Annotated in this window: 13 protein-coding genes and 1 tRNA gene; 9 read left to right on the top strand and 5 right to left on the bottom strand. The window is 66.1% G+C overall.

Annotated features, from left to right (window positions below; all coding sequences use genetic code 11):
• Positions 1 to 111: 111 nt before the first annotated feature.
• Positions 112 to 1,875 (top strand): sensor domain-containing diguanylate cyclase, encoded by a 1,764-nt coding sequence (locus tag RPPS3_RS06940; protein WP_107343433.1) that lies wholly within the window; start codon positions 112 to 114, stop codon positions 1,873 to 1,875.
• A 250-nt stretch (positions 1,876 to 2,125) separates the two neighbouring features.
• Here the strand turns inward: RPPS3_RS06940 and RPPS3_RS06950 are convergent, their stop codons facing one another.
• Together RPPS3_RS06950 and RPPS3_RS06955 are read right to left on the bottom strand one after the other, a co-directional pair.
• Entirely contained in the window at positions 2,126 to 2,977 is an 852-nt protein-coding gene (locus RPPS3_RS06950; RefSeq protein ID WP_107343435.1) for an SDR family NAD(P)-dependent oxidoreductase, read from the bottom strand.
• A 188-nt stretch (positions 2,978 to 3,165) separates the two neighbouring features.
• A complete protein-coding gene (locus RPPS3_RS06955; RefSeq protein WP_107346476.1) occupies positions 3,166 to 4,281 on the bottom strand; it encodes a beta-ketoacyl-ACP synthase III in 1,116 nt (371 codons plus the stop codon).
• A 299-nt stretch (positions 4,282 to 4,580) separates the two neighbouring features.
• Here RPPS3_RS06955 and RPPS3_RS06960 point away from each other — a divergent pair, with 299 nt between their 5' ends.
• From RPPS3_RS06960 to RPPS3_RS06970, 3 genes are all read left to right on the top strand, one after another.
• Positions 4,581 to 4,928 (top strand): cupin, encoded by a 348-nt coding sequence (locus RPPS3_RS06960; protein ID WP_107343436.1) that lies wholly within the window; start codon positions 4,581 to 4,583, stop codon positions 4,926 to 4,928.
• A 216-nt stretch (positions 4,929 to 5,144) separates the two neighbouring features.
• A complete protein-coding gene (locus RPPS3_RS06965) occupies positions 5,145 to 6,098 on the top strand; it encodes a restriction endonuclease (protein ID WP_107343437.1) in 954 nt (317 codons plus the stop codon).
• Positions 6,099 to 6,272: 174 nt separating this feature from the next.
• Positions 6,273 to 6,836 carry a type 1 glutamine amidotransferase domain-containing protein gene (locus RPPS3_RS06970; RefSeq protein WP_107343438.1) on the top strand — a complete coding sequence of 188 codons (564 nt, stop codon included), beginning with the start codon at positions 6,273 to 6,275 and terminating at the stop codon, positions 6,834 to 6,836.
• Positions 6,837 to 7,031: 195 nt separating this feature from the next.
• Here RPPS3_RS06970 and RPPS3_RS06975 read toward each other — a convergent pair whose 3' ends face one another.
• Complete coding sequence (locus tag RPPS3_RS06975; protein ID WP_107343439.1) at positions 7,032 to 7,403, bottom strand: hypothetical protein; 372 nt, start codon at positions 7,401 to 7,403, stop codon at positions 7,032 to 7,034.
• 226 nt (positions 7,404 to 7,629) lie between these two features.
• Here RPPS3_RS06975 and RPPS3_RS06980 point away from each other — a divergent pair, with 226 nt between their 5' ends.
• Entirely contained in the window at positions 7,630 to 8,448 is an 819-nt protein-coding gene (locus tag RPPS3_RS06980) for a lytic murein transglycosylase (protein WP_107343440.1), read from the top strand.
• Positions 8,449 to 8,478: 30 nt separating this feature from the next.
• On the opposite strand, the gene RPPS3_RS06985 is transcribed toward RPPS3_RS06980, so the two are convergent.
• A complete protein-coding gene (locus tag RPPS3_RS06985) occupies positions 8,479 to 9,192 on the bottom strand; it encodes a flagellar hook capping FlgD N-terminal domain-containing protein (RefSeq protein WP_107343441.1) in 714 nt (237 codons plus the stop codon).
• 12 nt (positions 9,193 to 9,204) lie between these two features.
• The gene (locus RPPS3_RS06990; RefSeq protein WP_107343442.1) at positions 9,205 to 10,797 is read right to left on the bottom strand and encodes a flagellar hook-length control protein FliK; all 1,593 of its coding nucleotides are present in this window, start codon (positions 10,795 to 10,797) and stop codon (positions 9,205 to 9,207) included.
• Between the two features lie 312 nt (positions 10,798 to 11,109).
• Between RPPS3_RS06990 and mnmA the strand changes: the two genes are divergently transcribed.
• From mnmA to RPPS3_RS07010, 4 genes are all read left to right on the top strand, one after another.
• Positions 11,110 to 12,303, top strand: coding sequence for a tRNA 2-thiouridine(34) synthase MnmA (gene mnmA / locus RPPS3_RS06995; RefSeq protein WP_107343443.1), 1,194 nt, complete (start codon positions 11,110 to 11,112; stop codon positions 12,301 to 12,303).
• A gap of 19 nt (positions 12,304 to 12,322) precedes the next feature.
• Positions 12,323 to 12,961 (top strand): class I SAM-dependent methyltransferase, encoded by a 639-nt coding sequence (locus tag RPPS3_RS07000; RefSeq protein WP_107343444.1) that lies wholly within the window; start codon positions 12,323 to 12,325, stop codon positions 12,959 to 12,961.
• A 45-nt stretch (positions 12,962 to 13,006) separates the two neighbouring features.
• The gene (locus RPPS3_RS07005) at positions 13,007 to 13,345 is read left to right on the top strand and encodes a hypothetical protein (protein ID WP_107343445.1); all 339 of its coding nucleotides are present in this window, start codon (positions 13,007 to 13,009) and stop codon (positions 13,343 to 13,345) included.
• 116 nt (positions 13,346 to 13,461) lie between these two features.
• A tRNA-Met gene (locus tag RPPS3_RS07010) sits at positions 13,462 to 13,538 on the top strand.
• Positions 13,539 to 13,648: the final 110 nt, after the last annotated feature.

Here is a 13,648-nt window from a genome sequence, read left to right on the forward strand (position 1 = left end):
AATCATTAGTGAAGCATTCAGATCTGAATTGTATCTGGTGCATTCTGCGCAGCCGCGTCCGGCGGTCGCTCGGAGCGATGGCTTGTTTCGGCGGAGATGACACGAAGCCCGATGCGCGGTCTCTGGAATCAGATTGCCACCAGCCTCAAGACCCGGTTTCTGGTCGTCACCATCTGCGTATTCGGTCTGGTCGCCCTGCCGGCCTATGCCGCGTTCGAATTCCTCACCCGCAAGACCGCGGTCGCGCTCGGCACGTTGTTCGCCGAGAAGCAGGTGCTGTTCGACCGCTATCGCGGCCTCGAGGCGCTGACCCGGGAGGTCTCGCTGGCCGAGACGGTCGCCCGGTCGCCGGCGGTGCGGGCCTGGGCCCGCGACGAGGCCGACCCCGCCAAGACCAAGCTCGGGCTGGCCGAGCTCGAGCATTACCGGCTGTCGTTTCACGACAAGAGCTATTTCTTCGTCGTCGACGGGACCGGCAATTACTACTTCAATAACGCCGAGAACGCCTACGACGGAAACCAGCTGCGCTATCAGGTCAAGCGCGACAATCCGCGCGACGGCTGGTATTTCAAGACGATCGCGGCCGGACAGCCCTGCCAGCTCAATGTCGACCGCGACGACCATCTCGCCGTCACCAAAGTCTGGATCAACTGCGTCATCGCCGAGCAGGGCCGAATTCTCGGCGTGATCGGCACCGGCGTCGACCTCACCGAATTCATCAGCGAGGTTGTGGCGCTGCCGCAGACCGGCGTCACCAGCATGTTCGTCGATCATGCCGGCGCCATCCAGGCGCATCGCGATCCGGCGATGGTCGATTTCCACAGCCTCACCAAGGACACCAAGACCAAGAAGACGATTTTCCAGCAGGTCGACAGTCCCGCCGACGCCGCCGAACTCGGCGCCATGATGCGGCGCGTCTCCGCCGGCGCCGCGGCGGTCGAATCGCGCTTCATGAACATCGGAGGACGCGAGTTCCTGGTCGGAGTCGGCTATCTCGACCAGCTGGGCTGGTTCAACGTGACGCTGATGGACATCGACGCCATCATCGATCGCAGCTTGTTCACCCCGATCGCGTTGTTGCTGATCGTGATGATGACGGCGGCGGTCGCGCTCGTCACCATCCTGTTCCGCCGGGTCGTGCTCGATCGGCTCGCCACCGTCGAGGCGGCGGCGCGGCGGGTGGAAGACGGCGACTTCGACCATATCGTCGTCGACCAGGGCAGCGATGAGATCGGCCGGCTGTCGCGCACCTTGTCAGGCATGGCGCACGCCGTGCGCGACCACACCCGCATTCTCGAAGAGCTGGTCGACGAGCGGACCGAGAAGCTGCGGCGTCTCGCCAATATCGATCTGCTGACCGAGATTCCCAACCGCCGCGGCTTCACCCAGGTGTTCGAACAATGGCTGGCCGCCTCGCCCCTGGCGCCGCGGTCGGCCGGGCTGCTGCTGATCGATCTCGATGGCTTCAAGGACGTCAACGATGTGTTCGGCCATCTGGCCGGCGACCGGCTGCTGTGCGAAACCGCGCGGCGACTGGCGCCGCTGCTCACCGAGCGGGACAGCTGCGGCCGCTGGGGCGGCGATGAGTTCGTCGTGCTGGTCGAGGATCGCGATGCGGACGCCCTGCGAGAGCTGTGCGCGCGCATGGTCGCCGCGATGAACGCCGCGCCGATCCGCTCCGACGATGGGCAGGACATCGCGCTGACGGTCTCGATCGGTGCCTGCCGGGTTGTCTCAGGCGGCTCGATCGATGCCGCCTTTGCGGAGGCCGATGCGGCGCTCTACGCCGCCAAGCGCGCCGGCCGCAATCGGTTCGTGCTGTTCGACGCGGGCGACGGGTCAGCGCTCGGCGAAGTGGTGACGGCGCAGGCCTGAGCCGGGGGGCGCGTCAGAGCCCGACTGGAAAAGCGCGCGGTGAAATCAAGCACTTTCGTCCAACCCGTCATGCCCGGCCTCGTGCCGGGCATCCACGCCTTGCAGCGAACGCAGCAAGACAGGCGTGGATGGCCGGGACAAGCCCGGCCATGACGAAACTCATCGTCAATTGAACGGCTCATCAAAGCCTTTCAATGAGCTGCCCGCATTTCCGGCCAGGCTCTCAACAAGACGCCCGCGCCGTGGCTTGTTACTTGCCCTCGACGAACGCCCGGAAGCGGTCGGCCCAGGCCGGGTGCCAGCGCGACAGTGCGGGGCGGTTGTCGATGATGTCGCCGGCGGCCCAGGCGATGCGGCGTTCGTCGAGGCTGCGGGGCACGTCGTTGTCCGGGCACAGGATGTAGAAGTCGCCGTCCTCGAGCCGCGCCAGCATGAAGTCGACGGTCTGCTCGGCGGTCCAGGCGCCGGCCGGCTTCTCGCTGCGGCCGCGCGCCGTCAGCGCCGTGAAGACGAAGCCGGGGATGAGCAGATGCGCCGTCACCGCGCAGCCCTCGGTGGTGCGCAGTTCGTGCGCCAGCGCTTCGGTGTAGGCTTTCACGCCGGCCTTGGAGACGTTGTAGGCCGGGTTGCCTGGCGGCGTGGTGATGCCCTGCTTGGAGCCGGTGTTGATGATCAGCCCCGGCCGGCCGCGGGCGATCATGCCCGGCGCGAAGATCTGCGAGCCGTGGATCACGCCCCACAGATTGACGGCCAGGATGCGCTCATAGGCCTCGCGCGGCCCGAGCGCGGTGCTCGGCGGCTCGATGCCGGCATTGTTCATCACCACGTCGACACCGCCGAACCGCGCGGTGACGGCGGCGCGCAGCGCTTCGAGCTGGTCGGGTTTGGCGACGTCGGTTTCCTTCGCCAGGGCGCCGGCGGCGCCGCCGCCTGCGACATGCGACAGCAGCTCGGCGGCGCGGGCGAGGTGATCGGCGTTCAGATCCGCGATCGCCACCTTCATACCGGCTTGCAGAAACCGCTTGGCGGCCGCAAAGCCGATCCCCGATGCGCCGCCGGTGACCACGGCGACCTGATCCTTGGCGATGGCGGGATGCGGCATGGCGGTCTCCTCGAGGCGGATGGCGATGCTCGGGAGATAGGCGCAGCGGCGGAAGACGCAAGCCGGCGGGACAAGCGGACTTTGATCGTCATTGCGAGCGAAGCAATTCAGCGACGCCGTGCACCTGGCTTCTGATTGCTTCGCCGCTTCGCGCCTCGCAAGGACGGGGAGAGCGCGACGTCAGACTGTTACCGCTTCTGCACGAACACCGTGCCGGCCGAGTAGCCGGCGCCGAACGAGCAGATCAGGCCGAGGTCACCTGGTGCCATGTCGTCCTGGTGCTTGTGGAAGGCGATGATCGAGCCGGCCGACGAGGTGTTGGCGTAGTCGTCGAGGATGATGACGTTCTCGTCGCGCGTCGGATCGCGGCCCAGCACCTTGCGACCGATGATCTCGTTCATGTTGATGTTGGCCTGGTGCAGCCACATCCGCTTCAGGCCGTGCGGATCGATGCCGATCTCGCGGGCGTGCTCGATGATCATTTCCGAGACCAGCGGCACCACTTCCTTGAACACCTTGCGGCCCTGCTGGACGAACAGCTTGTCGACATTGTCGCGGCCTTCCGGCCAGGCGCGGTTGAGGAAGCCGGCGTTGTTGCGGATGTTGTTGGAGAACTGCGTCTTCAGCTTGGTACCGAGGATCGACCAGCCGCCTTGCGCATCGTCGGCGCGCTCGACGATCGCCGCGGTGGCGACGTCGCCGAAAATGAAGTGGCTGTCGCGGTCGCGGAAATTGAGATGGCCGGAGCAGATCTCCGGATTGACCATCAGCACCGCATCCACCGAGCCGCCGCCGACGAAATCCGCAGCGGTCTTCAGCCCGAAGGTCGCCGACGAGCAGGCGACGTTCATGTCGAACGCGAAGCCGCCGAGGCCCAGCGCGTTCTGCACCTCGATCGCCATCGCCGGATAAGCGCGCTGCATATTGGAGCAGGCGCACAGCACCGCGCCGATCCGCTCGCGCGGCTTGCCCCAGCGTTCGATCGCCTGTTCGGCCGCGGTCACCGCCATCTCGGCGAGGATCGACAGTTCGTCGTTGGAGCGCTCCGGAATGATCGGGCGCATCACTTCCGGATCGACGATGCCGGGCTTGGCCACCACGTAGCGCGACTTGATACCCGAGGCCTTCTCGATGAATTCCGAGGACGACGGCTGCAGCGGCTCGATCTCGCCGGCTTCGATCCGCGCTTTGTTCGCCGCGTTGAAGTTCGCCACATAGGTGTTGAACGCCTCCACCAGCTCGGCATTCGAAACGCTGTCGGGCGGGGTGTAGAGGCCGGTCGCGGCAATGACGGCAGGGCGCACGGAAAGCTCCAGGCTCAGTGGCTGAGTGAGAGGACCGCCGGCCAAGCGATCCGCCGCGCCCTGCCGGTATCCGACGCCGTTTCACCTGCGTCTGCTTTGACGCCGGACAAAAGGCGGAACTCGGCCGCATCGTCCGTTGGTCGGGAGCGGGGAGGCCGGCGGGGCGGGGCGCGCGGGCATCTCGGCCGGCGCGGGCAAAAGCGGTATGAAACGCCGCGCGGCGAAACACAAGCTCCATCGCAAGACGGATGGCGGCCGGCGCCGATCGGCGCCAAATTCCGCGCCGAGGATTGAGAACGATGGACGCACCCCACGGAAATCTGCTGAGCGCGCTGCCGCCCGCCGGCCCCGACGAAGTGCTCGACACCCTGCTGGCGCGCGGCGGCATCCGCGTCGAGCGCATCGTCTCGTTCGGCCAGTCGAGCCCGGAGGGGTTCTGGTACGATCAGAGCGAAGACGAGTTCGTCGTGCTGCTCGCGGGCTCTGCCGTGCTGCGGTTCGAAGACGGCGACCGCACCGTCGATCTCATCCCCGGCACCTGGATCGACATCCCCGCCCACTGTCGCCACCGCGTCGAAGCCACCGCGACCGACCAGCCGAGCGTATGGCTGACGATGTTCTGGCCGGCAGCGGTGAAGGCCACGTAGTCGGTAGCCCGGATGCGGCGACACGGATCCGATTCAGGCCGGCCGAATCCGCCCAATCTGCTTGGTATTTTTTAGCAAGCAGCGTCAGCGTCTGTCGCGATCCCTATGGAGACTGCTGGCGGAACTCTGAGGCCGCCGTTATGATCTCAGGCGTCATTTGATTTTTGAACTAATTAGTATCTGCGCAAGATTTAAGTTCATTTCAAATGTGGTTCGATGTTCAATTTGGTCAAAGATGCCGTAAGGCTGTGGGCTGTCGATGTCTTCGCAAATTCCGTCAAGCGACTGGGGAGTGCCGACGATCGCCTGCAGGCGATCCGGTGGCTCGGGCAATCGCGAGACATCGTCGCGAGCGAACTGAGTGTTGCGGACAAGGTCAGGCGTCTCTCTAGTCTCGTCGACTCTCGTTCTGTGGTGAAGTTCGTCGCGGCGCGCGTCACTGAGGCGGTCCAGAATTACAGGCACTCGAATCTTCCTATCGCCGTGAAAGTTGCCATCCCGGCGACCCTGGCCGCCGTTCCTCTCGTCGGAGGCCAAGCCGCTGGACTGGCTGCATTCGGCGGCGCGATCGGCGTGCCGATCCTGCTTCTGGTCTTCCTCGGTGCCGCTGGGATCACATCGATTATCGAGGCGATCATCAGGGATCCCGCGGCGCGGCCGGCCATCGCAGAGGTCATCGACATCATCATCAAGGATGAACGCCTGCGCGAGACCAGCTGGAAAATGAAGGCCGCAATGCGCGAACGTCCGGTGGACCCGGTTCGGTTCGCAACACCCCAGGAAGGAGCCGGTGTCCACGACGCACTGCTGAAGATGGATCCCTTCCAGTTCGAACGCCACGTCATGAGCTTCTTCGAGAGCGCGGGATGCAAGTCATGGGTCACCCAGAGGTCCAACGACCTCGGCGTCGATGGATTTGCAGTCCACCCGAAAGGCCTCATCGTCACACAGTGCAAACGGAACGCGCCCGACAATCGGGTCGGGCGGCCCGTCGTGCAGCAGTTCAAGGGGGTCATCGAAGAGCAGAATGCCTACCACGGCTATATCGTGACGACGTCGTCGTTCTCAGAAGAGGCACGGCAGTCCGCGGTGTTATCGGGCCGGATAACGCTCGTTGATTCCGGCGAGTTGCTATCTTGGCACTTCGAAGCTCCTCGCTTCGATTTGTAGGAGAGGCCGTAACCGCAGGGATACGGTTGCTGTGTTCTGCCTGCCCCTCTCAATACCGGGTCGCTGCTCTTCCCCGTTCCCTGACAGCGGCTGATCTGCAGTGTTCCACGCGGAACGATCATCCGTGCCTGCGATTACTCAGCGGGGCGCTGATCAACGACATGGAGAGCACATATGGCAGGCCAACTCGATGGCAAGCGCGTCGCTATTCTGGCTACCAACGGCTTCGAACAGTCGGAACTGGAAACCCCGCGCGACAAGCTGAAGGCGGCCGGCGCGCAGGTCGATATCGTCTCGCCGGAACAGGGCGAGATCAAAGGCTGGGACATGAAAGATTGGGGCCGGCCGGTGAAGGTCGACAAGCAGCTCGGCGCGGTGAAGGCCGACGATTACGACGCGATCGTGCTGCCCGGCGGCCAGATCAATCCGGACCTGCTGCGCGTCAATCCGGACGCGCTGAAGCTGATCAAGGCGTTCTATGATGCCGGCAAGCCGGTGGCGGCGGTGTGTCACGCGCCGTGGCTCCTGATCGAAACCGGCATTGCCAAGGGCAAGCGGATGACCTCGTACCACTCGATCAAGCAGGACGTGATCAACGCCGGCGCCAAGTGGGAGGATTCCCAGGTCGTCACCGACAACGGCCTGATCACCTCGCGCAACCCCGGCGACCTCGAGGCATTCTCGGCCAAGATCATCGAGGAGATCCGCGAGGGCAAGCATCAGCGCCGTGCGGCCTGATGCATGAACGGGTGACGGCGGCACTCAGCCGCCGTTTCGCCACGGTGATCCGCGACAGTTCCGGGATGCGAACAATGACCGCGCCGATGGGTTCATCGGCGCGGTTTTGATGCCAGAGGAGCCGCGATGGCGCGGGCCGAGCGGATCGGGAGAGGTGGAGCGCTGCGGCGCCGGAGGACGCCGCAACCTGCCGGCTCAGAGGCTGCCGTGCCGGCGCACTGCGCGGGCGCCATGCTCGGCGCAGACCGGGATCGCCTTGGCGCCGGGGATCAGTTCGATCGGCAATTCCAGCTTCTTGCCGCCCTTGCCGCCGCCGCGCAGATCGCTGCCCATCGCCATGATGGCCGAGCCCATTGCGGCCGACCCGAAGGTCACGACGAAGCCGAACAGCAGCAGGCCGAGCGCGGTGCCGGGCGAGTCGTCGGCGAAGATCAGATCGCGCAGATGTCCGGGGTTGAGATACAGCAGCCCGCCGAGCAGCAAGGCCGCGATCATCACACCGATCGCCAGATTGATCGCCAGCAGGCGAAACAGCGGTTGGCCCAGCAAGGCACTCCGGCGCGGCATGATGTTCTTCCCTTCGCTAACGATGGTTCGCCAGGTTGTCGCCAGCGTCCCTGGATTCGGGGCCGACTTGTCGGGTCAGATATGGCGCTGTTGGTCCCGCCTCGCAACCGCAAGTATGAAATGGTAGATTCGCGCGGTTGTCATAGCAATACGCATCAATACGCATTCAGGTTCGGTACGCCGTCCTTTCCCTTCGCCATTTCCCTTGCTTGGAGACACGATTCAGATGTTGAAGCTACGCCTAGCTCTCGTCACCTGCGCCCTCGGCGGCGCGCTGTTGTCCACCGCGCCGGCTGAGGCCGCCCGCTGCGGCGGCGACTTCAACAGCTTCATCGCCAGCTTCTCCGCTGATGCAGCCCAGGCCGGAATCTCCCAGGGCGTGATCTCGCAGGCGCTCGGCGGCGTCACCGAGGACCCCGGCGTGCTGGCGTTCGATCGCCGTCAGCGCGGCACCTTCAACAAGAGCTTCGAACAATACGTCTCGACCCGGGTCGGCGCCGGCCGCATCAAGGCCGGCCGCGCGATGCTGATGCGCCACGCCTCGCTGCTGTCGCGGATCGAGCGCCAGTTCGGCGTGCCGCCGCAGATCGTGGTGGCGATCTGGGGCCTGGAGACCGATTATGGCAAGGGCGACATGGGCAAGCTGCCGGTGTTCCGCGTGCTGGCGACGCTGGCGCATGATTGCCGCCGGACCGAGCTGTTTCAGGGCGAACTGCTGGCGGCGCTGCAGATCCTGCAGCGCGGCGACCTGACGCTGCGCGACATGGTCGGTGCTTACGCCGGCGAAATCGGCCAGACCCAGTTCCTGCCGTCGTCCTACATCAAGTATGGCGTCGACTATGACGGCAACGGCCACGTCGACCTGCGCCACAGCGTGCCGGACGTGCTGGCCTCGACCGCCAATCTGTTGAAGACCGCCGGCTGGAAGGCCGGCGGCTCCTACGAGGAAGGCTCGGCGAATTTCGAAGCGATGCGCGAGTGGAATCGTGCGCTGGTGTATCGCAAGACGATCGCTTACTTCGCCGACAAGCTGATCGAGCAGTAAGCGCCCGGCAGATCCGGGCGCGCGGCACCGTCACATCGAGGTGGCGGTGCTGTTGGCCCGGACCAGCTTGTTGATTTGATCGAGCGAGAAGTTCTGGCCGCCGATCGACAGTTTCGGCGGCGTCTGGGTGAGATCGACGGAGTCGATCGTGCCCTGGATCTGGGTGGAGACCGTGGCGGTCTTGCCCGACGCATCGGTGGCGACGATCGACAGCTTGTAGTTGCCGTCCGGCCACTGGGTGCCGTCGTTGCCGCGGCCGTCCCACTTGAACGCCTGATCCTTGCCGGCATTGATGGTGAACTTGCCGGAATACACCGTCTGGCCGGTGTCGCTCTGAATCGAAACCTGGGCGCTGACCGGCTTGTCGGTCGACAGCGACCAGATCGCATTGCCTTTGGTCATCTGCACCTTGCTGCCGTCGACGATGGCGTTGGCGCCGACCAGGCTCATCGCTTGTGTCGCTTGTGCGGTGGTTTGCAGCTGCACCAGCGAGCTCAGCGAGTCATTGGTCTTGAGCTGCTGTTCGATGCCGGCGAACTGCACCAATTGCTGGGTGAACTGGTTGGTGTCCAGCGGGTCGGTTGGGTTCTGGTTCTTGAGCTGTGTCGTCAGCAGCGTCAGGAAGGTCTGGAAATTGTCCGCGATGCCCGGGGTCGAGCTGGTCTTGGACTTGGCGCTGTCGGCGGAGTAGTTCGGATTCGGGGCCGAGTACGGCGTAGTCGCGGTTGTGTAATCGACGGACATGCGCGTTGCTCCTCAGATTCGAATATCGACGCCGCCGCTCGCACCGAGCATGCGGCCGTAGCCGCGGCTCGCGACCGGCGTGGGCGGCAGTTCATCCTGCGAAATCACCAGCCGCTGCGACCTGCGGCCGCTCTCCTGCTGCTGGCCCTGCTGACCCGACGAGGACTGGTCACGCAGGCTGAACTGCAGGCCGCTGTCGCCGGTCTTCAAACCGGCGTCGTCCAGCGCGCGCTGCAGCTGGGTCTGATCCTGGCGCAGCATCTGCAGCGTTTCGGGCTTCTCCACCGTCAGATGCGACGTCACCTGGCCGTGGCGATCGACGTCGATCCGCACGTCGATGCGGCCGAGTTCAGCCGGATCGAGACGGATGTCGAAGCGGGTCGCGCCGCCTTTGGTGCGGGTGGCGATCTCGACGGCGAGCCCTTCGATCGGCACCGGCGCGTTGGCGGCGTTGGTCGCGGTGAGCTGCGAGGCGGCCGCTGCATTGACGCCGGTGGTGGCCGCCGGCTGCAAATGCTGGGGCACCGCGATTGGCGTCTGCGGCAGCATAGTGTTGGCATCGGCCTGCGCCTGGGCTTGCGGCAGCGCTGCGTCCGGCTTCAGGTGCGAGGCGCCGGCCTTCGGCGACGCATCGTCGCCGGCGCCAGCGAGCGCGTGGGCGAGCTTCGCGTCTCCGGCCGGCTGGCCGTCGGGCGTGGTCTGCCCGGGCTGCGGCGGCACCGGCGTTCCGGTGGTGGCGTTGGCAGTTGCCGCCTGAGCGGCCGCGGCCTGCGCGGTCGTTGGGGTGGTGGCCTCGCCCTTGGTGTCCGACTTGGCTGTCCCGTCGGTCTTGGTGCCGGCCTTGGTGTCGGCTTTGGCGCCGTTGGCCTGGGCCGCCAGTGCGGCGAGTTTCGGATCGGCCGCAACGCCGGTCTGGGTCGCCCCGGCGGTCCCCGTCTGGTCGGCGGTAGCGGTCTGAGTCGTCGTCGTGCCGGCATCGGCCTTGGCCTTCAGCGCCGCGGCGGCGGCGATCGCCAGTGGCGTGCCGGTCGCGCTGCCCGCGGCGTCACCTTCGGCGTTCGGGCCGGTGGCGGCGGTCGTGATCTGGGCAGCGATCAGCGCGGTCGCGTTCGGCGTGATCGTCACCGGCGGGGTCGCGCCGGCGTCCTTGCTGTCGGTCTGGTCGGCGCCCTTGGCGTCGGTGTCTTTGGTGGCGCCGGATTTGTCGTCCTTGGCCGACTTCGTGTTGTCCGTCTTGTCGCTCTTCGCTGTGGCGGTCTTGTCGCCGCCCGTGGTGTCGGTGGTCTTGGCGTCCGGCTTGGCCTGATCGGACGACGCGGCGTTATCGGCGCGGCGGTAGTCGTCGCTAGTGTCGCGTGAGCGGCTTCGATCGGTCGCATCGCTCCGGTCGGTGCGGGAGCTGCGGCTGGTGCCGCGGTCGTCCGAGGCGCTGCTCGAGGACCGGGTATCCGGCTTCGGCGCCGAGCTGGCCTTGTCGTAGGCAGCGGTATTGCTGTCCACGAGGGCGGCGAAATTGTCCGTATGCGACGAACGCTCGTTGCGCGCCTGGGTGCGAGGCGCGGGGGCGGGCGTGCTAGCTGCGACGTCTGGCGATGCGTTGACCACGGGCAATCTCTCACTCTTCAGTCCAAAGCACCTTCAGCAAGGACCGGGCCAAACAAAAGAATGAGCGAATCCAGATGGTTGGCGTCTGCAAGGGGAGGGCGGAACCGGGCTTTGCCACGCTATTTCTGCCCCTGCGGCAGAATTTGCCGCGGCTGCGGCCCGCAAAACCGGGCCGCTGCGATTGCGCCTCCGGGAGGCGGCCTATATTAAAAGCATGCATCACCGAGGTTTGCGGAATTGGCCCTGCCGCTTCCGGACATTGCGGAAGGATGACCGCGCGGCGGACGCCGGTCGCAGCTTATGACTGAACCAATGCTCAACAGTCTGGATCTCGAAGGCCGGCCGCAGGACACCCGCGTCGTGGTCGCGATGTCCGGCGGCGTGGATTCCTCGACGACCGCTGCGCTGCTCAAGGCGCAGGGCTACGACGTCGTCGGCATCACGCTGCAGCTCTACGATCATGGCGAGGCGATCCATCGCAAGGGCGCCTGCTGCGCCGGCCAGGACATTCACGACGCCCGCGCGGTCGCCGAGCGGATCGGGATTCCGCACTACGTGCTCGACTATGAAAGCCGGTTTCGCGAGTCGGTGATCGACAGCTTTGCCGACAGCTATGCCTCCGGCGAGACACCGGTGCCGTGCATCGAGTGCAACCGCTCGGTCAAGTTCCGCGACCTGCTTGCGACCGCGCGCGAGCTCGGCGCCTCGGCGCTGGCGACCGGTCACTACGTGTCGTCGCGGCGGCTCGATGACGGATCGCGGGCGCTGGTCTGCGCCGCCGATCGCGACCGCGACCAGAGCTACTTCCTGTTCGCCACCACGCGCGAGCAGCTGCAATTTCTGCGCTTCCCGCTCGGCGACATGACCAAGCCGCAGACCCGCGAGCTGGCGCGGCAGTTCGGCCTGTCGGTCGCCGACAAGCACGACAGCCAGGACATCTGCTTCGTGCCGACCGGGCGCTACACCGATGTTGTCGAGCGGCTGAAGCCGAACGCGATGGAGCCGGGCGACATCGTCGATGTCGATGGCCGCGTGCTCGGCCAGCATCCCGGCATCGTGCATTTCACCGTCGGCCAGCGCCGTGGTCTCGGCATCGCGTCGCGCTCGCCGCTTTACGTGCTGCGGCTCGATGCCGCGCGGCGGCAGGTCGTGGTCGGCCCGCGCGAAGCGCTGCTGATGGATCGCATCGTGCTGCGCGACATCAATTGGATCGGCGACGGGGCGCTCGACGACGTGATCGGCGACGGCCTGGAGCTGTTCGTCCGGGTGCGCTCGACGCGGGCACCGCAGCCCGCCTGGCTGCGTGCGGCGAACGGTGGCTACGAGGTCGAACTCGTGGTCGGCGAGGAGGGCGTGTCGCCAGGGCAGGCTTGCGTGTTCTACGACGCGGCCGAGGGCCAGGCCCGCGTGCTCGGCGGTGGCTTCATCAAGAGCGCTGCGCCGCGCCGGTTCGAGGGCGGGCGCGAGCAAATCGAGGCGCCGGCGCTGGCCGCCGTGCGCGGCTAAAGGATTTTCGGGGCAGAGTATGGCGAACGACATCGATCGCGCGGGCGTGGCGAAAGCCTACGCGCGCTGGGCGCCGATTTACGATCTGGTTTTCGGCAAAGTCTTCGACAGCGGCCGGCAATCGACCATCGCGGTGGCCGATGCGATCGGCGGGCGTGTGCTCGACGTCGGCGTCGGCACCGGGCTGTCGCTGTCGGATTATTCCAAGACCACGCGGCTGTGCGGCGTCGATATTTCCGAGCCAATGCTGCGCAAGGCGCATGAGCGCGTCCGCACGCTGAATCTCAGCAATGTCGACGTGCTGGCCGTGATGGACGCCAAGAACCTGGCGTTTCCGGCCGATTACTTCGACGCCGTCGTGGCGCAATACGTCATCACCGCGGTGCCGGACCCGGAAGCCACGCTCGACGATTTCGTCCGCGTGCTGAAGCCGGGCGGCGAGCTGATCCTGGTCAACCACATCGGCGCCGAAAGCGGGCCCCGCAAGCTGTTCGAACTGGCGTTCTCGCCGATCGCGCGCCGGCTCGGCTGGCGGCCCGAGTTCCCGTGGCAGCGGCTGGTGAACTGGGCAGCGCGCAACCGCCGCGTGGAACTCGCAGAGCGCCGGCCGATGCCGCCGATGGGCCACTTCTCGCTGATCCGCTATCGCAAACTGTGACCGTGTGACGCCGGAACGTGGCGAGCTTCGCCACGTTGTCCGGGCATGATGTCGAAACTGACCATCGCGCTCGGATGCTTGGCTCTGGCGGCCGCGCCCGCAGCGGCGCAGGCGCCGCCCAAGCCGCCCACCACTACGGCACCGTCGGCGACCGAATGCTCGCCGCATGCGACCGTCAATCCGCCCGGCACGAACGCTCCAGGTGCCACCACCGGCCAGACCCAGCAGCCGCTCGGCGACAAGCTGGCCAAGACGGATGGCGTGCTTTGCCCGCCAACCGGCGTCGACCCGGAAATCCGGGCGCCGACCCCGGACGTCGGCAGAACCCCGGTGATTCCGCCGCCGGGCAGCCCGGGCGGCGATCCGACGGTCCGTCCAAAATAGCCGTATCGGCAAGTTTTCCCGCCCGGTCCGGCATTGCTTGACAGGGCAACCCGCGCCTCCTTATATGCCGCGCGTTCGCATCGCCTTCACTCGCAAGGCCGACGGCGAACCACCGTGGCGGGGTAGCTCAGCTGGTTAGAGCACGGGAATCATAATCCTGGGGTCGGGGGTTCAAGTCCCTCTCCCGCTACCACATTCTCCTGACATCGCTGGAACGCTCGCTTCGAGACGGACAAAACCGTCGTCGAGGATTTGGCATGCTGATCGCGGACGATGAGCTCGTCGCGCAGACGCCCTCTCGAC

Source organism: Rhodopseudomonas palustris (genome assembly GCF_003031265.1).
Classification (GTDB): Bacteria; Pseudomonadota; Alphaproteobacteria; order Rhizobiales; family Xanthobacteraceae; genus Rhodopseudomonas; species Rhodopseudomonas palustris_H.

Bases quoted from the DNA above. Each gene is read 5' to 3' on its own strand.
- RPPS3_RS06940 (WP_107343433.1), top strand. From the start codon at position 112: ATGCGCGGTCTCTGGAATCAGATTGCCACCAGCCTCAAGACCCGGTTT.
- RPPS3_RS06950 (WP_107343435.1), bottom strand. From the start codon at position 2,977: ATGCCGCATCCCGCCATCGCCAAGGATCAGGTCGCCGTGGTCACCGGC.
- RPPS3_RS06960 (WP_107343436.1), top strand. From the start codon at position 4,581: ATGGACGCACCCCACGGAAATCTGCTGAGCGCGCTGCCGCCCGCCGGC.
- RPPS3_RS06965 (WP_107343437.1), top strand. From the start codon at position 5,145: ATGTTCAATTTGGTCAAAGATGCCGTAAGGCTGTGGGCTGTCGATGTC.
- RPPS3_RS06970 (WP_107343438.1), top strand. From the start codon at position 6,273: ATGGCAGGCCAACTCGATGGCAAGCGCGTCGCTATTCTGGCTACCAAC.
- RPPS3_RS06975 (WP_107343439.1), bottom strand. From the start codon at position 7,403: ATGCCGCGCCGGAGTGCCTTGCTGGGCCAACCGCTGTTTCGCCTGCTG.
- RPPS3_RS06980 (WP_107343440.1), top strand. From the start codon at position 7,630: ATGTTGAAGCTACGCCTAGCTCTCGTCACCTGCGCCCTCGGCGGCGCG.
- RPPS3_RS06985 (WP_107343441.1), bottom strand. From the start codon at position 9,192: ATGTCCGTCGATTACACAACCGCGACTACGCCGTACTCGGCCCCGAAT.
- mnmA (WP_107343443.1), top strand. From the start codon at position 11,110: ATGCTCAACAGTCTGGATCTCGAAGGCCGGCCGCAGGACACCCGCGTC.
- RPPS3_RS07000 (WP_107343444.1), top strand. From the start codon at position 12,323: ATGGCGAACGACATCGATCGCGCGGGCGTGGCGAAAGCCTACGCGCGC.
- RPPS3_RS07005 (WP_107343445.1), top strand. From the start codon at position 13,007: ATGATGTCGAAACTGACCATCGCGCTCGGATGCTTGGCTCTGGCGGCC.